The organism is Catellatospora bangladeshensis, assembly GCF_016862575.1.
GTDB classification, from domain to species: Bacteria; Actinomycetota; Actinomycetes; order Mycobacteriales; family Micromonosporaceae; genus Catellatospora; species Catellatospora bangladeshensis.
On record NZ_BONF01000033.1, the window covers coordinates 116,167 to 135,445 of the forward strand.

Here is a 19,279-nt window from a genome sequence, read left to right on the forward strand (position 1 = left end):
CGCGTTTCGATGGACCGGGGCGCGCGTTTGCGCAAGGCTTGGGGTCATGAGTGCGGACGAGCGGGTATTCGTCATCGTCGGTGCGTCACTGGCCGGGGCCAGGGCCGCCGAGACGCTGCGGGCCGAGGGATTCACCGGCCGGGTGCTGCTGATCGGGCAGGAGGACGAGGTGCCGTACGAGCGCCCACCGCTGTCCAAGGGCTTCCTGCAGGGCAAGGACGCGCGCGAGAAGGCCTATGTGCACCCGCGCGAGTGGTACGCCGAGAAGGACATCGAGCTGCTGCTCGGGCGGCGCGCGGTGGCCGTGCACCCGCAGGCGCGCACGGTCACCCTCGACGGCGGCGAGCAGCTCGCGTACGACAAGCTGCTGCTGGCCACCGGCTCGCGGGTGCGCACCCTGGACGTGCCCGGCGCGGACGCGTCCGGCGTCCACTACCTGCGCACCTACCCCGACTCCGAGGCGCTGCGCGCCGCCCTGTCGCGGGACCCGAGCCCGCAGGTGCTGGTGGTCGGCACGGGCTGGATCGGGATGGAGATCGCGGCCGCCGCGCGCGGCTACGGCTGCCCGGTGACGGTGGTCGGCACCGACCGCGCCCCGCTGCGCAAGGTGCTCGGCGACGAACCGGCGGCCGTGTTCCGGAAGCTGCACGAGGCCAACGGGGTCGAGTTCCGCTTCGAGTCGGGAGTACGCGAGTTCGGCTCGCTCGACGGGGCGGTGCGCAGCGCGGTGCTCGACGACGGCACCGAGCTGGCGGTGGACCTGGTCGCCGTCGGGGTGGGCATCCGGCCGGACACGGCGCTGGCCGAGCACGCCGGGCTGGCCGTGGACGACGGCGTGGTCGTGGACGCGAGCCTGCGCACGTCCGACCCGGACATCTACGCCTGCGGGGACGTGGCTTCGGCGTACCACCCCCTGCTGGGCCGTCACCTGCGCACCGAGCACTGGGCCAACGCGCGGGCCGGGGGCAAGGCCGCCGCGAAGGCGATGCTCGGGCAGGACGTGAGCTACGAGCAGGTGCCGTACTTCTTCACCGACCAGTACGACCTGGGCATGGAGTACTGCGGCTGGGCGGGTCCGGGCGACTACGCGCGGGTGGTGTTCCGCGGCTCCACCGAGATCGTGGACGGCAAGGCGCCGGAGTTCATCGCCTTCTGGCTCACCGACGACGACCGCGTGGTCGCCGCGATGAACGTCAACATCTGGGACGTCCAGGACGACCTCTCCGCCCTGGTCAAGGCCGGCTTCTCCGGCACCCCCGCCGACCCCGCCCGCCTGGCCGACCCCTCCGTCCCCCTCTCCGCCCTCCTCCCCACCTGACGGGCCCGTGTCGGGAAAGCGCGCATCGGCAGGGCGGCGGGGCGCCTACCATGCGGCGATGGGGACGCGGCTGATCTTCGTGCGACACGGTGAGTCGGTGCACAGCGTCGAGCGGTTCATCGGCGGGCGCAACGGGTGCCGGGGGCTCACCGCCACCGGCCACGAGCAGGCCGCGCGGGTGGCGGAACGGCTCGCGGTCGAGCTGGCCGACGCCGGGCCGGTGGCGCTCTACCACTCCGAGCTGCGCCGGGCCGTGGAGACGGCGGCGCCGATCGCGGCGGCGCTCGGTGTGCCGGCCGAGGCGGACTGCGGGCTGTTCACCTGGCACTATCCGGCGTACGCCGACGGCCAGCCGGTGGAGGTGCTGAAGAACGCGCCGCTGCCGGGCGGCGGCGTGCACCGGCCGTTCCAGATCGAGAACGAGACCTGGGCGGAGCTGGTGGTGCGGACCGGCCGGTCCATCATGGACATCGCGCACCGGCACGCCGGTGAGACGGCGGTGCTGGTCGGGCACAGCGAGACGGTGAACGCGGCGTTCCACACACTCGGCGCGCAGCCGCTGCTGCGCGCGTTCGACACGGTCGTCGCCCCGGCGTCGATCACCGAGTGGACCGTGGACACGCACCCGACGGAGTCCCCGTACACCCGCTGGACCCTGCGCCGCTTCAGCGCCTGAGGCCGACTCTGCCGCGCCTTCGGCCCGTCAGGGGCCGCGCATGCTGCAGTTTCGGGGAAACCGCGCTGTTCCGGCGGCCGGAGTGTGCAGTTTCCCCGAAGCTGCAGCCCATCGGGCGGGCGCGGATCAGTCGCGCGGGTACTCGAAGTCCTCGGGGTGCCACTGCTTCGGCTCGACAAGGACGAGCCAGTTGCCGGAGTTGTCGCGCATGACGGCCTCGATGCCGTAGGGGCGGTCGGCGGGCTCCTGGAGGAACACCACGCCCTTGGCGCTCAGCTCCTCGAACGTCCTGCGGCAGTCGTCCACGTTCAGGCCGAGGCCGCCCATCGCGCCCTTCTCCAGCTGGCGGCGTACGAAGTCGGCGGCCTCCGGGTCCAGCGGCGGGCCGGGCGTCATCAGCGTCACCTGGATCTCGGGCTGGGTCGGGTGCGAGATGGTCACCCAGCGGAAGCCCTCACCCATGGTGATGTCGGTGACCGCCTTGAAGCCGAGCACGTCCACGTAGAAGTCGCGCGCCCTGTCCTGGTCCAGGCAGTAGACCGTGACCAGCGAGATGTTTGTGATCATGTCTCAAGCCTAGGGCGGCGCGGTGACCTGCGGCTTCTTTGAGATTGCGCTTCCGGTCGTGCCGCCGAGATCGAGCACGCCGCGCATGAACAGGAAACACCCGGGCACGTGCGGGCCGCCGCGCGCCGCCCAGCGGTCCCGGTACGCCGTCGGGGTCTCGCCGGTCAGCGCCGCGAACCGGGCCGAGAACGAGCCCAGGCTGGCGAAGCCGACCATCATGCAGATCTCCGTCACCGTCAGGTTGGCCAGGCGCAGCAGGTCCTGGGCGCGCTCGATGCGGCGGCGGGTGAGGTAGCGGATCGGCGTCTCGCCGTACGCGGCCTCGAAGCTGCGTACGAAGTGAAACTTGGACACGCCCGCGACGCGGGACAGCCGGTCCAGATCCAGCGCATCGGCATAGTGCCGGTCGATGTGGTCGCGCGCCCGCCGCAGGTGCGGCAGCAGCTCCACCGGCACCGCCCGGCCCTCCCTCACCATGCCACCGACCCTAGGTCCCGCCCCCGACACCCCGGCCAAGATCGCTCGACTTGCCAGGCACGTGGGCGAATCTTGAGCCGGGATACGCCCACCTGCCTGGCAAGTCGGATGATCGAGGGCGGTCGGGGGTCAGGTGACGTACGGGCAGTGGCGGCAGCCGCGGGTGCAGCAGAAGCCGCGCTTGGCCAGGAACGCCGCGCTGAGGACGAACAGGCCGGTGGCCGGGTCCAGGTAGCCGGGGGTGCCGTCGCGCAGCGCCTCGGCATGCTTGGCGAGGATCTCGGCGCGGGCGGGGTGGTCGGGGCGCAGCCGCGACGGGTGCGGCTCGTCGAGCTCGCGGGGTGCCAGCGTCCACCGGCTCCGGGGTTCGGCCATCCGGCGACGATACCCGCGCGCTCGACCGGGCTGCCGGGCGTCCCGAACCCACCCGGCCGGCGGCGAAACGGGGTGAGCGGTCGCGGGCCGGGCGGGTAGCGTGCCGGGCGTGATCGAGGCGCGGGGTGCGGTGGCGGCGGATGCGGTGGAGCTGGTCAGGCTGCGGGCGGTGATGCTCGGGTCGATGCACGGGCGGCCGCCGGAGCCGGGCGCGTGGCAGGACGAGGCCGTCGCCACGCTGCGCGAGCGGCTGGGCGGCCCGGCCGCGACGATGGCGGCGTACGTGGTGGACGCGCCGGACGGCCCGGGGCTGGCGGCGTGTGCCGTGGGCACGATCGACCGGCGGCTGGGCGGGCCGGAGAACCCGTCGGGGCTGACCGGCTACGTGTTCAACGTGGTGACCGACGCGGCGTACCGGCGGCGCGGGTACTCGCGGGCCTGCATGACCGCGCTGCTGGGCTGGTTCGCCGAGCGCGGGGTGCCGAAGGTCGACCTGCGGGCGTCACCGGACGGCGAGCCGCTCTACCTCTCGCTGGGCTTCGAGCCGACGACGGGCCCGACGCTGCGGCTGTCCGCGGGGCGGCGCTGATCCCCCGAAGCCCGTTCTCGCATGTGCGGTCGGGGGACGCGGCGATAACTGCCGGGTGTGATGATGTCGCCAGATCTCAGCCGCGCCGGCGGAGGGGGCCCACGAGGTCCCCGTACGCGGCACAACGACGCTGGGCACGACCTGGAGCGTCGGGCGGGACCTGTCTCTGCATGGTGAGGCAGGTCCCGCTCCGTACCCGGAGGCGGGCGCGCGACGGGGCGCGCCGGGCTACTGCTCGTCTCGGCGCCGGAGCCGGCGAAGGTGCTTCGCCCTGCGGGGGCGGGGGAGGGTGCCCGGTTGCAGGCCGAGGCTGCCGGTGAGCACGGCGCGGGCGTGCAGGCGGGTGCCGGGCGCGGGCACGGCGGGCAGCGCGGTGGCGGGGGCGGCCACGTCGAGTTCCAGGCCGGGGCGGACGTGCAGGCGCAGCCAGTGGAAGCTGTCGCCGGTGAGGCCGTTGGTACGCAGTTCGGCGGCGCGCACCGTGCCGCGCAGTTCGGTGCGGGGGCTCGGGGTCCAGGTCGCGGGGGCGTGCGCGGGGCGCACCAGGCCGTCGCAGACCAGGCCGAGGTCGAGCGGGATGTCGGCGGCCGGTTCCGGCGGGCGGTCCGGGGCGGACGAGGCGGTCTCGGCGAGCGCGGACAACACGATCTGTCCGCGGGCCAGCCAGCCGCCCGCGACGTGCAGCACCGAGTGGTCCTCCAGGTGCACCGCGACCGGGCAGATCAGGTCGCCGTCGGTGTCGTCGAGCAAGTCCATCACGGCGGTGCGGTCGTCGATGAGCCGGATGCTGCCGCAGGGCACCGCCACCGCGCCGCCGGCCAGCGAGGGCTGCACCTGGTGGACGCGGCCCCAGCGGGAGCGGGCGACCACGCGCGCGCCGGACGGGTCGGTCCAGACGTGGTCGCAGTGGCGGCGGTTGATGGGCACGGCCACCGCCGCAGAGACGACCGACGTCGTGAAGCGGGACAGGCCCTCCCTTGCGAGGTCGACGCCTATCGACGCGAAATGGGTCGTCACCTTGCCCTCCTGATGCCCTCCCCGGCGCGTTGGCACGATCCTCCAACTTACCCCGCAACCGAGGGCTGTCACGGTAAGCGCGCCACGTTAGGGTGGGCGTCGGCGTACGCGGGAAACGGAGGCAGAGATGTTCTGGTGGAGGAGGCGAAAGGCGGCCGCAGGCAAGTGGATTGTCGTGGTCAGCAGCGTTCGTCCGCTTGACCCGAATGGCGGTGGCCGGGACGAACTGCGCTGGCCGGAGCAGCGTTCGGCGGAGCACACCGCGGACTCCCGCGACGCCGCGGACGACATCGCCGCCCGGCTCGTCGCCGGGCAGGGCGTCCAGCAGGGCCGGGACCGGGTGAAGGTGCTCTTCACGGGCCACTGACCCGTCCGGAGGGGACGGTCCGCGGGCGGCTAGCGGGCGGGGCGCAGCCGCCGCGGATCCGGGTCGCGTCCGGGGAACCGGTGCAGGAACTCCCGCTCCAGTTCGCGGCTGCGCTGGTCATGGTTGGCCAGCGCGTGCGCCGAGCCGTGCACGAAGGTGTCGTGCCGGGTCCGGTGCAGCGAGGCCAGCTCCCGGTTCAGATCGTGGTTGCTGAGCGCGGCGGCCGGTATGCCGCTGCGGTCGGCGACGTCGCTCCTCGTCATCGGGCACCTCCGGTTGTCTCGACCGTCCCGGCTGGTCACGGTCGGCTCGGTAGGATCACAGGTGGGTCCCTACCCACCCGGCCGCGGTGTCTCACCTCCAGTCTGGCGGGTGCGGGCGCCCGGTGGCGGCGCTCTGGGCGATGAGGGGGTACGCCGATGGCGGGCCGGATCGTGCACGACGTGATGTCGTCGCCCGTCGTGAGCGTGAGCGTGGCGACGCCGTACCGGGAGATCGTCGATCTGCTCGCCGAGCACGGGGTGAGCGCGGTCCCGGTGCTGGACCCGGGCGGCACCGTGGTCGGCATCGTCTCCGAGGCGGACCTGCTGCACAAGCTGGCCCTGGGCGGCGAGGAGCCGCAGCGGCGGCTGTTCGAGCGCCGGCAGCGCGCGGTGCGGCGGGCCAAGGCCGAGGGCGACACCGCCGGAGACCTGATGACCAGCCCGGTGGTGACCGTCGCGGCTTCCGCGAGCGTCGTGCAGGCCGCGAAGATCATGGAGAACGAGCAGCTCAAGCGGCTGCCCGTGGTGGACGGCGACGGCAGCCTGGTCGGCATCGTGTCGCGGCGGGACCTGCTGCGCACCTACCGCCGGTCCGACGAGGCGATCCGGCACGACGTCATGCACGACATCATCCAGGGCATGCTGTTCACCGGGCCGCCGGAGATGGACGTCTCGGTGGCCGACGGCATCGTGACGCTCACCGGCGGCACCGACCGCCGCAGCACCGCGCAGATCGCCGAGCGCCTGGTGCACGGCGTGCCCGGCGTGGTCGACGTGTCGAGCGAGCTGACCTACGAGTACGACGACACTCCGGAGCTGAAGCGGCACTACGACTTCGACGCCGAGGTCGGTGCCCCGAAGCAGCCCCGCGACGGCACGATCTGGGTGAAGGCGCCGGGCGAACGGAACGACTGAGCAGCGGCCGCGAGTGAGCAGGAGAGCGTGATGCCGATCCAGCGCGAGATGCGCAGCAAGCTGCGCTACCAGTCCGCGGAGACCAAGGAGCAGCTGCTGGGCATGGCCAAGCGGCTGAACATCAGCGGTCGCTGGCACATGACCAAGGCGGAGCTGGTACGCGCCATCGAAAAGGCGAACAATCAGCCGAATCGTCGTAATCCCCGCGAGGGGGACTGATCGGGGCGTAGCCTCAGGCCGTGCTCAATCCACTGCGCACCTGGGACCTGAGCCCGAGTTCGCCGGTGCTGGCCGAGCTGGCCGAGCTGTACGCCGGCAACGCCGACTACCACCGGCTCAGCGGCGACTTCGGCGACCGCCCGGAGGAGGTCACCGCGGCGCAGGTCGCCGCGGCGCTGGACGCCGAGCTGGCCGAGCCGGGGGTGGAGGTGCTGCTGGCGCGCACCGGTGGCGACGGGGGCGGGTCGCTGACCGGCGTGGTGGCGGTGCTGGACACCCATCCCGCCGACGGCCTGCCCTGGATCGGGCTGCTGCTGGTCGACGCCCGGCGGCGGGGCCGCGGGCTGGGGCGGGCGGTCGCGGAGGAGGTGCACGACCGGCTGCGTGAGCGGGGCCGCCCCGCGGTGCGCCTGGCCGTGCTGGAGAACAACGCCGCCGCGCTCGCGTTCTGGGGCGCGCTGGGCTACGCCGAGATCGACCGGCGGCCGGACCGGCAGGCGGGGCGCGACTGCGTCGTCATGCACCGGCCGCTGTAAGCGCTCTCCCGTAGGCTGTCGCAGTGCAGCAACGAATCCTCGGCCGGACCGGCCGGAACGTGGGCGTGATCGGGCTCGGCGCGTGGCAGCTCGGCGCCGACTGGGGCAGCGTCAGCGAGGACGACGCCCTGGCGGTGCTCGACGCGGCGGTCGCCGCGGGCGTGAACTTCATCGACACCGCGGACGTGTACGGCGACGGCCGCAGCGAGCAGCTGATCGGGCGCTTCTTGCGCGAGGGCGGGGCCGGCGTCCCGCTCACCGTGGCGACCAAGATGGGCCGCCGGGTCGCCCAGGAGCCCGGCAACTACGTGATGGACAACTTCCGCGCCTGGAACGACCGGTCGCGGGCGAACCTCGGCGTGGACACGCTGGACCTGGTCCAGCTGCACTGCCCGCCGACTGCGGTGTACTCGACCGACGCCGTCTTCGACGCCCTGGACACCATGGTCGAGGAGAAGCGGATCGCCGCGTACGGCGTCAGCGTGGAGACCTGCGACGAGGCACTGGCCGCGATCGCCCGGCCGAACGTGGCCAGCGTCCAGATCATCTTCAACGCGCTGCGGCTCAAGCCGCTGGAGCGGGTGCTGCCCGCCGCCGCGGCCGCCGGGGTGGGCATCATCGCCCGCGTCCCGCTGGCCAGCGGCCTGCTGTCGGGGCGCTACGACGAGCACACCACGTTCGGGCCGGACGACCACCGCACGTACAACCGGCACGGCGAGGCGTTCGACGTCGGCGAGACCTTCTCCGGCGTGGACTTCGCGACCGGCCTGGCGGCGGTGCGCCGCCTCGCCCCGCTGGTGCCGCCCGGCGCGACGATGGCCCAGTTCGCGCTGCGCTGGATCATCGACCAGCCCGGCGTCAGCGTGGTCATCCCCGGCGCCCGCAACGCCGAGCAGGCCCGCGCCAACGCCGCCGCCGCCGACCTGCCCGCCCTCACCCCCGACCAGTTCGCCCTGGTCGCCGAGGTCTACGACGACCTCATCCGCCCCCAGATCCACCACCGCTGGTAAAAGGAAGGGCACCTTCTTAACGCTCCGCGTATAAGAAGGTGCCCTTCTTAACGTCGGTCAGGTCAGGGCGTCGCGGTAGCCGGCCGCCTGGCGGGCGAACAGCCGCGCGTACTCGCCGCCTGCCGCGACCAGGTCCTCGTGGGTGCCCCGCTCGGCGACCGCGCCGTCGCGCAGCACCACGATGAGGTCCGCGTCGCGGACCGTGTTGAGCCGGTGCGAGATCAGCAGGCTGGTGCGCCCGGCCCGGTGCACCCGCAGCCGGTCGGTGATCTCGGCCTCCGCCTCGGCGTCCAGGCCGGAGCTGGGCTCGTCGAGAATGAGCAGGTCGCTGTCCTCGCGCAGCAGCGCGCGGGCGAGCGCCACCCGCTGCCACTGCCCGCCGGACAGCTCCACCCCGGTCTCGGGGTCGTCCCGGTCGGCGGCGTCCAGATACACCCTGGTCAGCAGGGTGTCGTAGCCGTTCGGCAGGGCGGTGAGGATCTCGTGCGCGCCCGCCCGGCCGGCCGCCCCGGTGACGGCGGCACGGTCGCCGAGCCGCGGCAGGTCGCCGAGGCCGATGTTCTCCGCGGCGCTGAGGTCGTACGCCATGAAGTCCTGGAACGCGACGCCCAGCCGCCGCCGCAGCTCCTCCAGCGGCAGGTCACGCAGGTCCACCCCGTCCCAGCGGATGGCGCCGCGGGTCGGGTCGTAGAACCGGCACAGCAGCTTGACCAGGGAACTCTTGCCCGCACCGTTACGCCCGACCAGCGCGACGGCCTGCCCGGCGGGCACGGTGAGGCTCACTCCGCGCAGCACCCAGGGCAGGTCGTCCTCGTACCGGAACCACACGTCGTCGAACTCGATGCCCTGCCGCAGCGGCGGGACGGCGGCCACCGGGTGCTCGCCGGCGGGCAGGTCCGGCGGGGCCTCGGTGACGAAGCGGTAGTGCTCGAACAGCAGCAGCGCCTCGTGCGCCCGGCCCAGATGGGCGCAGGCGGCGCTCACCCCGGCCTGCACCCCGGCCAGCGCGGCGACGAACACCGACACGTCGCCGACGGTCAGCCGCCCGGCCCGCGCCGCGTCGGCGGCCCAGACCAGCCCGGCCCCCGCGACGGCCGCGCCGAGCACCCCCTGCAGGCACTGCACGGCCAGCTCGCGGCGCTCCATACGGCGGTGTCCGGCGTGGATGCGCCGCAGCTCGCCGAGCATGCGCGCGCCGAACAGCCCGGCCAGGCCGAACAGGCGCACCTCCTTGGCGGCGGTGACGCTGGTCATCAGCTGGGCGTAGAAGAACTCGCGCCGGGTGCTGCGGCCCAGCTCGCCGAGGGTTTCGGCGCGGTGGCGGCTGAGCCTCAGCTCCGCGCGCAGCGTGGGCAGCGCGGCGGCGAGCACCACCAGCAGCATCCACGGGTTGATCGTGAGCAGCGCGGCCAGGAACGCGGCGGCGGTGGCCGCCCCGGTGGCGACGCCGATCGCGCTGGTCACGGCCTCGGCGGGGCCGGTGGGCCCGACCTCGGCGGCCAGCGACAGCCGGTCGTGGAAGCGCGGGTTCTCGAACGCGCGCAGCCCGCCCATCCGGCCCACCGCCGCGTAGAGGCGTTCCCGCGCGGTCAGCCCGATCCGGCGCTGGAGTTCGGCGTCGGCGTACCGGCCCAGCTCGGGCACCAGCACCGCGGCCACCCCGGACAGGGCGAGCAGCAGCACGGGCACGAGCACCGGGGCGCCCGGCGCGACGACGCGGTCCAGCACCGTCTTCATCAGCCACGCGGCCAGCACCGGCACCCCCGCGGCGGCCGCGGCGAGCGCGATCCGCGCGGCGAGCCAGCGGGGTGCGGAGGTGGCGGCCAGTCGCACGGCCGCGCCGAGGGAGGCGCGCATCGCGGTCACCCGGCGCTGCTGCTCGGCACCTTGTCCAGCACGAAGTGGCTGGCCACCACGGTGTGCCCGGACAGCAGCGCGAACGCGGGGTAGCCGTCCACGCCGAAGGCGCGTGACACCGGCCCGCGCTCGGGCTCGTTGACCACCCGCGCGACCGGCGTGATCCGCTCGCACAGCGCGTCGGCGGCGCTGCCCTGCCCGAGCACGACGGCCAGCACCCGCTCCCGCCCGCCGAGCTCCTCGGCGCGGGCGAGGAAGCCGGGCAGGCTCTCGGCGCAGGCCGGGCAGCTGGGGGAGAGGAAGCCGACCAGGGTGTCGCCGTCGAGCTGGTCCGCGCTGAGCGGTTCCCCGTCCACGGTGACCGCGGTGAAGGCGGCGACCCGGCCGCCGCCGGCCGTCATGATCGGCTCGGGGTTCGCCACCCCCTCGATGCTGGCGCGCACCAGCACCGTCTGCTGCCGCAGCAGGCGCAGCACCAGCACGATCAGCCCGGTGTTCAGCACGCAGACGGCCGCGAGCAGGGCGAGGATCGCGGGCAGGTGCGGCATGGCGGCTCCGTTCGGGGCGGGCGGGGGCGGCGGCGCGGGCCAGGCCGCCGCGGTCGCGCTCGCGGACACCGCGAGCAGCACCAGGTTGCGGACCACGTCGGCCGGGCCGGGCGGGCGGGTGGCGGTGCCGAAGCAGTGACACGCCTGGCGTACGCCGCGGCGCACCATCGCCGCGAGCGCGGCTGTGAACGTGGTCAGCAGCGCCGTCGTGGCGAGCAGCGCGCCGGGCGCGAGCGCGGGCACCGCCACGGCGAGCGCCAGCAGCCCGGCCAGCACGGCCTCGGCGGTGACCACGGCCGCCGCGAGCGGCCCGGCGAGCCGCTCGGGCAGCCGCAGGTTGGCGGGCAGCGAGGCGCGGAACGCGGCGTACGCGCCCGGGTCCAGCAGTTTCGCCCCGGCCGAGAAGGCCAGCACACCGGCCAGCAGGAGCTGGCCGGTGACGAGCAGCGCCCAGGCCACGGTCAGTAGCCCACCTGGGTCACCGGGCCGCGCCGGAACTCCCCGCCCGCGCAGAGCAGGTCGGCGACCGCCTCGCTGAGCGGCAGCTGCAGGTCGTGCTGCATCCACATGAACTGGCCGCCCGGATTGACCTCTAGGAACACGTGCTCCCCGTCGGGGGTCACGATGAAGTCGACGGCGGCGTAGACGATGCCCAGCTCCGCCAGCAGCCGCTGGGTGCGCTCCACGACGTCGTCGGGCAGCGGCCGGTAGGGCCCGTAGGGCAGGTGGTTCTCGCCGCGCCAGTCGACGGCCGTGGTCGGCATCGACTGCGAGTCGATGACCACGGGGAAGTAGGTGTTGCCGACGACGGTCAGCCGCACCTCGTACGCCTTGTCGACGTACTCCTGGAACATGCACATGGTGTGGCGTACGCGGTCGGCGTGCTCCAGCACCTCGTCGCCGACGACCGTGGTGAACAGGCCGCTCGGGAACGCGCCCGGGTAGTGGATGACGCCGCCGGTCAGCGCCTTGTAGACGACGGGCCGGTCGGCGGACTTCACCAGGGCGGCGACCTCCTGCGGGTCGTTGGTGAGCAGCGTGCGCGGGGTGCGGAAGCCGTGCCGCTTGGCGAGCTGGAGCTGATACGGCTTCAGCTCGGCGACGGCGTCCACGTCGGGCCGGTTGATCCACAGGCAGTCGGTGGCCCGCATGATGCCGCCGATGCCGTGCAGCGCCTCGTTGCGGGCGAACTGCTGCTCGGCCTCACTCATGGCCGGGTCGAACGCGAACGCGGTGGGGCGGCGATACCACACCCCGGACAGCGAATCGAGATCGACCCGCCGCCCGCGGTGCAGCAGCTCGCGCCGCTCGCCGTCGAAGTCCGAGGTGGTGAAGGTCAGCGTCGTGGGGAAGTAGCTGAGGTCGACGCGGACCAGCTCGGCGCCGCGCGCCTTGAGGCTGTGCACCACGGGATCGACGGTCGGATCGAACTCCTGGGTCAGGATCAGCACCCGCGGGGTCGACGGCGAGTCGGGCATGCCGGTCTCCTAGGCGCAGACGTCGTCGGTGACGCAGTCGCCGCAGTTGGCGCCGGCCGTACGGGTCTTGGTGTAGACGCCCATGGTGATGTCGCCCGACGGGGTCACCCAGATCTGCTCCTCGACGTCGTAGTGGCCGAGCTCGGCGGCCACCTCGTCGGCGGTGCCGGGCTGCCAGTCGGCGAACAGGTAACCGAAGGGCTGCCGCTCGTGGTCGGCGGGCAGCGGCTGGTCGAAGTCGTGCCCCTGCGTCATCGACAGGGACGTCCGCAGCGGATTGCGGGTGAGCGTGGTCGTCATGGGACCTCTCCTCTGCTCGGGGCCGGCGGGTCGCCGGCCGCGGTCGTGGGCTGGGTCAGCCCGATGATCCCGTCCACCTCTCCGGAGAACACCCAGACCAGATCCACCTCGTCGTAATGGCCGACCGACAGCGTCAGATCGGCCGGAGGCGCATCGGGATCGGGCCGCTCGTAGAGGTATGCCAGCGGTGAGAAGGCGCCGGTCCGGCGGTGCTCGCGCAGCCCCGGGTCGACGGCGCCGCGGACCACGAGCCGTGCGGATGCGTCCAGCTCAGGACGGTCCAGCCGCAGCACGGTGGCGGGCACGACGTCCGGTGGCGGGTTGCTGTCGCCGGTCCGGACATCGGTCATCTTCAACATCATAGAGATGAGGAGAGACATGTAAAGATAGAAATTCATATGAACGGGATCGGCGGGCCGGGTGCGGTGTGCGGCGCGGCCGGATCAAAAGCGGAGCCGAGGAGGGTGGGGGAGGGGCTCGCCGTCACGGTGGGGACACGTCTCGGCCGCGTTCGGGTCGCCTGTGGTGGCGGGCGTGTGCTTGCGGCTGCCTTGATCGGGAGTTCGTGTCGGAAAGTGGGGTCTGGCCATAGGTTTGGACACGAACTGGCGATCATCGGCATGGAAAGGCGCGGGGCAGGAGAGTTCCTGCCCCGCGTACCAGGTGATGGGTCAGCGGCGGGGGCGGGGGCTCGGGCGGCGGCGCAGGGCGGCGACGGCACCGGCGGCCTGGGCGTGCAGGCGGGTGCCCTCCAGGCGGCGGGAGAGCGCGCTGGCCAGCCACAGCGCGCCGCCGCCGAGCAGCAGCACGCCCAGCCCGGTCAGTGCGGTGGCCCCGGCGGACGGGCCGGACGTGCCCGTGCGCGGCAGCTCGTCGTCGCCACCGCCGCCGCCGTGGTCGCCGTCGTCATCGCCGTCGTCGTGCTGGCGGCCGGTCGCGGTCTTGGAGGGCACCGGGTCCTTGCGCGACGGTCCGACCGACGGTCCGGCCGAGGGTGCGGTGCTGGGCACGGCCGACGGCGTCGCCGAGTGCGTGCCGTAGCCGCGGTGCTTGGGGCGGTCGTCGGGCCGGGCGCCGGCGGGACCGGCGGTCAGCAGCATCATCGCGGCGGCCGCCAGGGCCAGCAGCACCGCCGCGAGGGCGGCGAGGAGGGCCTTGGGGAAATGCTGCCGCGTCATGAGCATGGGTCGTCCTTCGCTGCCGCCCGGGGGCGGGTAGGTGGGCACGTCCGCGAAGCCCTGAGCCGGGCTGCGGCACCAACCTCTCAACGCGGCTGACCTGCGGCGGATACGGGAATGTGGCGATTTCGGCGGATTCACCGAGCGCCCCCGCGGAGCGTCCGTCCAGTTTAGAGCTTCATCAATCTGGCATGGACATTAACAGTTAAGAGAGTTAATAATCAGGGCCATCCATTCCCGAGGAGGGCCCGTGATCAGAAGATCCCGCATCGTCTCCGCCGCCCTGTCGCTGCTGGTCGCGGGCGGTATCCTCGCCGTCGCCAGCCCGGCGTCCGCGGCCAACCTGCTGGCCAACCCCGGCTTCGAGACCGGCACCCTGTCGCCGTGGGCGTGCACCGGCGGCCTCGGCTCCGTGGTGAGCACCCCCGTCCGCTCGGGCACCAAGGCGCTGCAGGGCGCCGCGTCCGCCTCGGACAACGCCAAGTGCGCGCAGACCGTCTCCGTGCAGCCGAACACGGCTTATGTGCTCACCGGCTGGGTGCGCGGCAACTACGTCTACCTCGGCGTCACCGGCGGCGCGTCCACCTGGACCCCGGGCGCGGCCGCGTTCACGCAGCTGAGCGTCTCCTTCACCACCGGCGCGTCGCAGACCAGCGTCGAGGTGTACACCCACGGCTGGTACGGCCAGGGCACCTACTTCGCCGACGACCTGAGCCTGGACGGCCCCGGCGGCACGGGCGTGCCCGGTGTGCCCGGCACCCCGTCGGCCGGCACGATCACCAACACGTCCATCGCGCTGTCCTGGGGCGCCTCCAGCGGCACGGTGACCGGCTACCGGGTGTACGAGGGCACCACCGTGCGGGCCACCGTCACCGGCACCTCGGCCACCATCTCCGGCCTGGCGGCGTGCTCGGCGCACACGTACACGGTCGCGGCGTACAACAGCACCGGCGAGTCGGCCAAGAGCGGCGCGGTCAGCGCCACCACCACGGGCTGCACCAGCGTGCCGCCGACCCCGGGCGGGCTGGCCGTCGGCGCGATCACCAACACCTCGATCGCGCTGTCCTGGAACGCCTCCTCCGGCGCCACCGGCTACCGCGTGTACGAGGGCACCACCCAGGTCGCCTCCGGCACCGGCACCAGCGCGACGATCAGCGGCCTGGCCGCCTGCTCGGGGCACAGCTACACGGTCGCCGCGTACAACGCCTCGGGTGAGTCGGCCAAGAGCGGCGCGGTCAGCGCCACGACCACGGGTTGCACCACGGTGCCGCCGACGCCGGGCAACCTGCGGACCACCGCGATCGCCAACAACTCGGTGTCGCTGGCCTGGAACGCCTCCACGGGCGCCACCGGCTACAAGGTGTACGAGGGCAGCACCGTCGTCGCCACGGTCACCGGCACCACCGCCACGATCAGCGGCCTGGGCACCTGCTCGACGCACGGCTACCAGGTGAGCGCGACCAACGCGGCGGGCGAGTCGGCCAAGAGCGGGGTGCTCAGCGTGACCACCACCGGCTGCGTGAGCACCGGGCTGCCCAAGCACGCGCTGATCGGCTACCTGCACGCCAGCTTCGCCAACGGCTCCGGCTACCTGCGCATGGCCGACGTGCCCGCCTCCTGGGACATCATCAACCTCGCCTTCGGCGAGCCGACCTCGGTGACCTCGGGCGACATCCGCTTCCGGCAGTGCCCCGCGGCCGAGTGCCCGGGGGTGGAGAGCGAGGCGGACTTCATCGCCGCCATCCGCGCCAAGCAGGCGCAGGGCAAGAAGGTGCTGATCTCCATCGGCGGCGCCAACGGCCAGGTCCAGCTCACCAGCACCGCGGCCCGTGACACGTTCGTCAGCTCGGTCAGCGCCATCATCGACAAGTACGGCCTGAACGGCCTCGACATCGACTTCGAGGGCCACTCGCTGTACCTGAACCCCGGTGACGGCGACTTCCGCAACCCGACCACCCCGGTCATCGTCAACCTGATCTCGGCCCTGCGCACCCTCAAGTCGCGCTACGGCTCGAACTTCATCCTGACGATGGCCCCCGAGACGTTCTTCGTGCAGCTCGGATACCAGTTCTACGGCGGCACGTGCAGCGGCTGCGACACCCGGGCGGGCTCCTACCTCCCGGTCATCCACGCCCTGCGCAACGACCTCACCGTGCTGCACGTGCAGGACTACAACTCCGGCCCGATCATGGGCCTGGACAACCAGTACCACAACATGGGCGCCGCGGACTTCCACATCGCCATGACCGACATGCTCAAGGCGGGCTTCACGGTCGCCAACACCGGCATCACGTTCCCGGCCCTGCGCCAGGACCAGATCGCCTTCGGCGTCCCCGCCGCGGTCAGCGCCGGCGGCGGCTACACCACCCCCGCCCAGGTCCAGCAGGCCGTCAACTGCCTCGTCAAAAACCAGACCTGCGGCGGCTACACCCTCCGCGGCGGCACCATCCCCGACTTCCGCGGCCTGATGACCTGGTCCATCAACTGGGACAAGTACTACGGCTGGGAGTTCTCCAACTCCCACGAACCCTTCCTCAACGCCCTCCCGTAACCCACCCCACCCGGCCCGGCCCGCACCACGCGGGCCGGGCCTCTTTTGCGTTGATCATGAACTTATGGCACGGCTCGACGGCGTGTCATGGCCACAACTTCATGATCGACGGGCGCTGCGAGGCGCCGGTCAGTCGAGGAGGCGGCGGCGTTTCATGTCCATGCCGCCCAGGCCGAGTGGGATGTCCGGGTCTGAGTGCTGGTCTTCGCCGGCGCTCACGGTTTCGCTGGTGCTGGTGCGGGAGTGCTCGCTCGCGAAGTCGGGCTCCTCCTCCAGTGGGTCGGACAGGGCGGGCAGCTGTACCTGTTCGGGCTGCATGTGGCCATTGTCCGCCCGGCCGGGGGTTGGCGATCCGCCGATCCGGGAATCACACGGCTGTCGATCAGGAAGCTGTGCCCATGACACGCCGCCGAACCGTGCCATAAGTTCATGATCAACGCGCCGGAAGCGGGGTGGGGGTGGCGGGGAGGGGGTAGGTTGGCGGTCTCTGGTGACCCAGGGTTGTGGGGGGTGAGCGGAGCGTGTGGCAGCAGGAGATGGTGGAGGTCGAGGCCCGGATCGGGGATCGGGCCGAGGCCGAGGGGTATGTCGCGAAGGTGTGCTTCAAGACGGGGCCGCCGGGGCGGGTGGGGATCGAGCTGGAGTGGACCACGCACCACCGGGGGGATCCGGCGCGGCCGGTGGATCCCGGGGTTCTCGGCTCGGCGCTGGGGGAGCACGCCCCGCGCAGCCTGGTGCCGGACAGCCCGCAGGCCCCGCTGCCGTATGGCGGCCGGGTCACCCTCGAACCGGGTGGGCAGGTGGAGATATCCACCGATACCAGTGACTCTCTTGCCGGTCTGCTCGACGCCACCACGGCTGATCTGGAGCAGCTGACCGGTCTTCTGGATCGTGCGGGCCTGGTGCTCGCCGGGCAGGGCTGTGACGCCCACCGGCCCGCCCGCCGGATCCTCGACACGCCGCGGTACGCCACGATGGAGCGCGTCTTCGACCGCTTCGGCCCGTACGGCAGGCAGTGGATGTGCGGCACGGCCAGCGTGCAGGTGTGCCTGGACGCGGGGCTGCCGGAGCGGGTGGGCGCGCGCTGGCGGGCGCTGCACGCGGTGGGCCCGGCGCTGGTCGCCGCGTTCGCCACGTCGCGCCGCTACGCGGGGGTGGACACGGGCTGGGCGTCCAACCGGATGCGCGCCTGCCTGGCGGCGGATCCGATGCGCAACGGGCCGCCCGCCGCCGACGGTGCGGACCCCGTGGCGGCGTGGGCCCGCCGGGTGCTGGACACACCTTTGCTGTGTGTACGCCGCGACGGCCCGTGGGACGTGCCACCCGGCTTGACCTTCGCCGACTGGATCGGCGGCGCGCTCACCCCGGCACCGACCTATGCCGACCTCGACTACCACCTGAGCACCATGTTCCCGCCGGTCCGGGCACGCGGCTACTTCGAGGTGCGTTATCTGGACATGCAGCCGGGCATGGACTGGGTGGCGCCGGTGGCGCTGCTGACCGCCCTGTTCGCTCGCGAGGAGACGGTGGACGAGGCGCTCGCGGTGGCGGCCCCGGCCGAGGGGCGCTGGATCCAGGCGGCCCGGCACGGGCTGGCCGACCCGGCGATCGCCGCGGTGGCGCCGCGCCTGCTCGACCTGGCCGTGGGCGCACTGGGGCAGACGGACCTGCCCGCCGCCACGGCGGGGGCGGTGACCGAGGCGGCCACCCGGCGCCTGCACGAGGGAGGGCTGAGATGACGACGGGACTGCGGGAGCGGGCGGCGGCGGAGCTGGCCCGGACCCGGGAGCGCAGCATCGGCCTGACCGACGCGGTGGACGACGACGACCTGGTGCGCCAGCACTCCCGGCTGATGTCGCCGCTGGTGTGGGACCTGGCGCACGTCGGCAACCAGGAGGAGCTGTGGCTGGTGCGCGACGTGGGCGGCCGGGAGCCGGTCCGCGCCGACATCGACCAGCTCTACGACGCGTTCAAGCACGCCCGCGCCGACCGCCCCGAGCTGCCCCTGCTCGGCCCGGCCGAGGCGCGGGCGTACGTGCGCCGGGTGCGCGACCAGGTGCTGGACCTGCTGGACACGGTGGAGCTGGAAGGGCGGCCGCTGGTGGAGCAGGGCTTCGCCTTCGGCATGATCATCCAGCACGAGCAGCAGCACGACGAGACCATGCTGGCCACCCACCAGCTGCGCCAGGGCGACCCGGTGCTGGTCGCGCCGCCGCCCCCGCGCTCGCGGCAGCCGGTGAGCGGGGAGGCGTTCATCCCCGGCGGGGCCTTCGAGATGGGCACCTCGCTGGAGGCGTGGGCGCTGGACAACGAGCGCCCCGCGCACACCGTGCACGTGCCGCCCTTCTTCATCGACCGCGCGCCGGTGACCAACGCGCAGTATCAGGCGTTCGCCGACGCGGGCGGGTACGCCGATCAGCGCTGGTGGAGCGCGTCGGGCTGGGCGCACCGGCAGGCGGCGGGGCTGACCGGGCCGGGGCACTGGCACGGCGACGGCACGTACACCCGGTTCGGGCGGCGGGAGCCGATCGTGTCGGACGAGCCGGTGGTGCACGTGTCCTGGCACGAGGCGAGCGCGTACGCCGCCTGGGCCGGGAAACGGCTGCCCACCGAGGCGGAGTGGGAGAAGGCGGCCCGGCACGACCCGGCGGCGGGGCGCTCGCGCCGCTTCCCGTGGGGCGACGAGGATCCGGCGCCCGAGCACGCCAACCTGGGCCAGCGCCACCTGAGCCCGGCGCCGGTGGGCGCGTACCCGGCGGGGGCGTCGCCGTACGGCGTGCACCAGCTGATCGGGGACGTGTGGGAGTGGACCTCCTCGCCGTTCGGCGGGTACCCGGGGTTCGCCGCGTTCCCGTACCGGGAGTACTCGGAGGTCTTCTTCGGCGACGAGTACCGGGTGCTGCGCGGCGGCTCGTTCGGCACCGACGCGGCGGCCTGCCGGGGCACGTTCCGCAACTGGGACTACCCGGTCCGGCGGCAGATCTTCAGCGGCTTCCGCTGCGCCCGCGACCCCCGCCCCGAGGAGCTGAGCCGCTGAC

23 protein-coding genes are annotated in these 19,279 nt (G+C 73.1%); 11 read left to right on the plus strand and 12 right to left on the minus strand.

Annotated elements, in window-relative coordinates; genetic code table 11:
* The first annotated feature begins 46 nt into the window (after window positions 1–46).
* Both Cba03nite_RS27155 and Cba03nite_RS27160 read left to right on the plus strand, forming a co-directional pair.
* Window positions 47–1,318 carry an NAD(P)/FAD-dependent oxidoreductase gene (locus Cba03nite_RS27155; protein WP_203751882.1) on the plus strand — a complete coding sequence of 424 codons (1,272 nt, stop codon included), beginning with the start codon at window positions 47–49 and terminating at the stop codon, window positions 1,316–1,318.
* A gap of 58 nt (window positions 1,319–1,376) precedes the next feature.
* The gene (locus tag Cba03nite_RS27160; RefSeq protein WP_203751884.1) at window positions 1,377–1,994 is read left to right on the plus strand and encodes a histidine phosphatase family protein; all 618 of its coding nucleotides are present in this window, start codon (window positions 1,377–1,379) and stop codon (window positions 1,992–1,994) included.
* Between the two features lie 126 nt (window positions 1,995–2,120).
* Here Cba03nite_RS27160 and Cba03nite_RS27165 read toward each other — a convergent pair whose 3' ends face one another.
* The 3 genes from Cba03nite_RS27165 to Cba03nite_RS27175 all read right to left on the minus strand — a co-directional run bounded on the left by Cba03nite_RS27165 (window position 2,121) and on the right by Cba03nite_RS27175 (window position 3,413).
* Window positions 2,121–2,561 carry a VOC family protein gene (locus Cba03nite_RS27165; RefSeq protein ID WP_203751885.1) on the minus strand — a complete coding sequence of 147 codons (441 nt, stop codon included), beginning with the start codon at window positions 2,559–2,561 and terminating at the stop codon, window positions 2,121–2,123.
* 9 nt (window positions 2,562–2,570) lie between these two features.
* Entirely contained in the window at window positions 2,571–3,038 is a 468-nt protein-coding gene (locus tag Cba03nite_RS27170; protein WP_203751887.1) for a helix-turn-helix transcriptional regulator, read from the minus strand.
* A 129-nt stretch (window positions 3,039–3,167) separates the two neighbouring features.
* Window positions 3,168–3,413 (minus strand): C1orf53 family protein, encoded by a 246-nt coding sequence (locus Cba03nite_RS27175; protein ID WP_239126036.1) that lies wholly within the window; start codon window positions 3,411–3,413, stop codon window positions 3,168–3,170.
* A 109-nt stretch (window positions 3,414–3,522) separates the two neighbouring features.
* Here Cba03nite_RS27175 and Cba03nite_RS27180 point away from each other — a divergent pair, with 109 nt between their 5' ends.
* On the plus strand, window positions 3,523–4,002 hold the full coding sequence (locus Cba03nite_RS27180; protein ID WP_203751889.1) for a GNAT family N-acetyltransferase: 480 nt from the start codon (window positions 3,523–3,525) through the stop codon (window positions 4,000–4,002).
* A 228-nt stretch (window positions 4,003–4,230) separates the two neighbouring features.
* Here Cba03nite_RS27180 and Cba03nite_RS27185 read toward each other — a convergent pair whose 3' ends face one another.
* A complete protein-coding gene (locus tag Cba03nite_RS27185) occupies window positions 4,231–5,019 on the minus strand; it encodes a hypothetical protein (RefSeq protein ID WP_203751892.1) in 789 nt (262 codons plus the stop codon).
* Window positions 5,020–5,194: 175 nt separating this feature from the next.
* Between Cba03nite_RS27185 and Cba03nite_RS27190 the strand changes: the two genes are divergently transcribed.
* Window positions 5,195–5,386: a hypothetical protein gene (locus Cba03nite_RS27190; RefSeq protein WP_203751895.1), complete on the plus strand. Its 192-nt coding sequence runs from the start codon at window positions 5,195–5,197 to the stop codon at window positions 5,384–5,386.
* Between the two features lie 29 nt (window positions 5,387–5,415).
* Here Cba03nite_RS27190 and Cba03nite_RS27195 read toward each other — a convergent pair whose 3' ends face one another.
* A complete protein-coding gene (locus tag Cba03nite_RS27195; protein ID WP_203751897.1) occupies window positions 5,416–5,649 on the minus strand; it encodes a DUF6158 family protein in 234 nt (77 codons plus the stop codon).
* Between the two features lie 156 nt (window positions 5,650–5,805).
* Here Cba03nite_RS27195 and Cba03nite_RS27200 point away from each other — a divergent pair, with 156 nt between their 5' ends.
* The 4 genes from Cba03nite_RS27200 to Cba03nite_RS27215 are packed head-to-tail and all read left to right on the plus strand — an operon-like array spanning window position 5,806 to window position 8,329.
* Entirely contained in the window at window positions 5,806–6,564 is a 759-nt protein-coding gene (locus Cba03nite_RS27200; protein ID WP_203751906.1) for a CBS domain-containing protein, read from the plus strand.
* 30 nt (window positions 6,565–6,594) lie between these two features.
* On the plus strand, window positions 6,595–6,783 hold the full coding sequence (locus Cba03nite_RS27205; RefSeq protein WP_203751908.1) for a hypothetical protein: 189 nt from the start codon (window positions 6,595–6,597) through the stop codon (window positions 6,781–6,783).
* Window positions 6,784–6,803: 20 nt separating this feature from the next.
* Window positions 6,804–7,319, plus strand: a complete 516-nt coding sequence (locus Cba03nite_RS27210; RefSeq protein ID WP_203751910.1) for a GNAT family N-acetyltransferase — start codon at window positions 6,804–6,806, stop codon at window positions 7,317–7,319.
* A 23-nt stretch (window positions 7,320–7,342) separates the two neighbouring features.
* Window positions 7,343–8,329 carry an aldo/keto reductase gene (locus Cba03nite_RS27215; protein WP_203751912.1) on the plus strand — a complete coding sequence of 329 codons (987 nt, stop codon included), beginning with the start codon at window positions 7,343–7,345 and terminating at the stop codon, window positions 8,327–8,329.
* A 57-nt stretch (window positions 8,330–8,386) separates the two neighbouring features.
* On the opposite strand, the gene Cba03nite_RS27220 is transcribed toward Cba03nite_RS27215, so the two are convergent.
* The 6 genes from Cba03nite_RS27220 to Cba03nite_RS27245 all read right to left on the minus strand — a co-directional run bounded on the left by Cba03nite_RS27220 (window position 8,387) and on the right by Cba03nite_RS27245 (window position 13,690).
* A complete protein-coding gene (locus Cba03nite_RS27220) occupies window positions 8,387–10,186 on the minus strand; it encodes an ABC transporter ATP-binding protein (protein ID WP_203752011.1) in 1,800 nt (599 codons plus the stop codon).
* A gap of 5 nt (window positions 10,187–10,191) precedes the next feature.
* The gene (locus tag Cba03nite_RS27225; RefSeq protein WP_203751914.1) at window positions 10,192–11,193 is read right to left on the minus strand and encodes a TlpA family protein disulfide reductase; all 1,002 of its coding nucleotides are present in this window, start codon (window positions 11,191–11,193) and stop codon (window positions 10,192–10,194) included.
* Between the two features lie 2 nt (window positions 11,194–11,195).
* Window positions 11,196–12,212, minus strand: a complete 1,017-nt coding sequence (locus Cba03nite_RS27230; RefSeq protein WP_203751917.1) for an MvdC/MvdD family ATP grasp protein — start codon at window positions 12,210–12,212, stop codon at window positions 11,196–11,198.
* 9 nt (window positions 12,213–12,221) lie between these two features.
* Window positions 12,222–12,512, minus strand: coding sequence for a hypothetical protein (locus Cba03nite_RS27235; RefSeq protein WP_239126037.1), 291 nt, complete (start codon window positions 12,510–12,512; stop codon window positions 12,222–12,224).
* On the minus strand, window positions 12,509–12,862 hold the full coding sequence (locus tag Cba03nite_RS27240; protein ID WP_203751919.1) for a hypothetical protein: 354 nt from the start codon (window positions 12,860–12,862) through the stop codon (window positions 12,509–12,511). The genes Cba03nite_RS27235 and Cba03nite_RS27240 overlap by 4 nt, the downstream gene beginning before the upstream one ends.
* Window positions 12,863–13,183: 321 nt before the next feature.
* The gene (locus Cba03nite_RS27245) at window positions 13,184–13,690 is read right to left on the minus strand and encodes a hypothetical protein (RefSeq protein ID WP_203751921.1); all 507 of its coding nucleotides are present in this window, start codon (window positions 13,688–13,690) and stop codon (window positions 13,184–13,186) included.
* A 250-nt stretch (window positions 13,691–13,940) separates the two neighbouring features.
* Between Cba03nite_RS27245 and Cba03nite_RS40680 the strand changes: the two genes are divergently transcribed.
* On the plus strand, window positions 13,941–16,241 hold the full coding sequence (locus Cba03nite_RS40680) for a glycoside hydrolase family 18 protein (protein ID WP_239126038.1): 2,301 nt from the start codon (window positions 13,941–13,943) through the stop codon (window positions 16,239–16,241).
* Window positions 16,242–16,370: 129 nt separating this feature from the next.
* On the opposite strand, the gene Cba03nite_RS27260 is transcribed toward Cba03nite_RS40680, so the two are convergent.
* On the minus strand, window positions 16,371–16,559 hold the full coding sequence (locus Cba03nite_RS27260; RefSeq protein WP_203751923.1) for a hypothetical protein: 189 nt from the start codon (window positions 16,557–16,559) through the stop codon (window positions 16,371–16,373).
* 218 nt (window positions 16,560–16,777) lie between these two features.
* On the opposite strand from Cba03nite_RS27260, the gene Cba03nite_RS27265 reads away from it, so the two are divergent.
* Both Cba03nite_RS27265 and egtB read left to right on the plus strand, forming a co-directional pair.
* Window positions 16,778–17,980, plus strand: coding sequence for a glutamate-cysteine ligase family protein (locus Cba03nite_RS27265; RefSeq protein ID WP_203752015.1), 1,203 nt, complete (start codon window positions 16,778–16,780; stop codon window positions 17,978–17,980).
* Window positions 17,977–19,278 (plus strand): ergothioneine biosynthesis protein EgtB, encoded by a 1,302-nt coding sequence (gene egtB, locus Cba03nite_RS27270; RefSeq protein WP_203751925.1) that lies wholly within the window; start codon window positions 17,977–17,979, stop codon window positions 19,276–19,278. The genes Cba03nite_RS27265 and egtB overlap by 4 nt, the downstream gene beginning before the upstream one ends.
* The last annotated feature ends 1 nt before the right edge of the window (window position 19,279 follow it).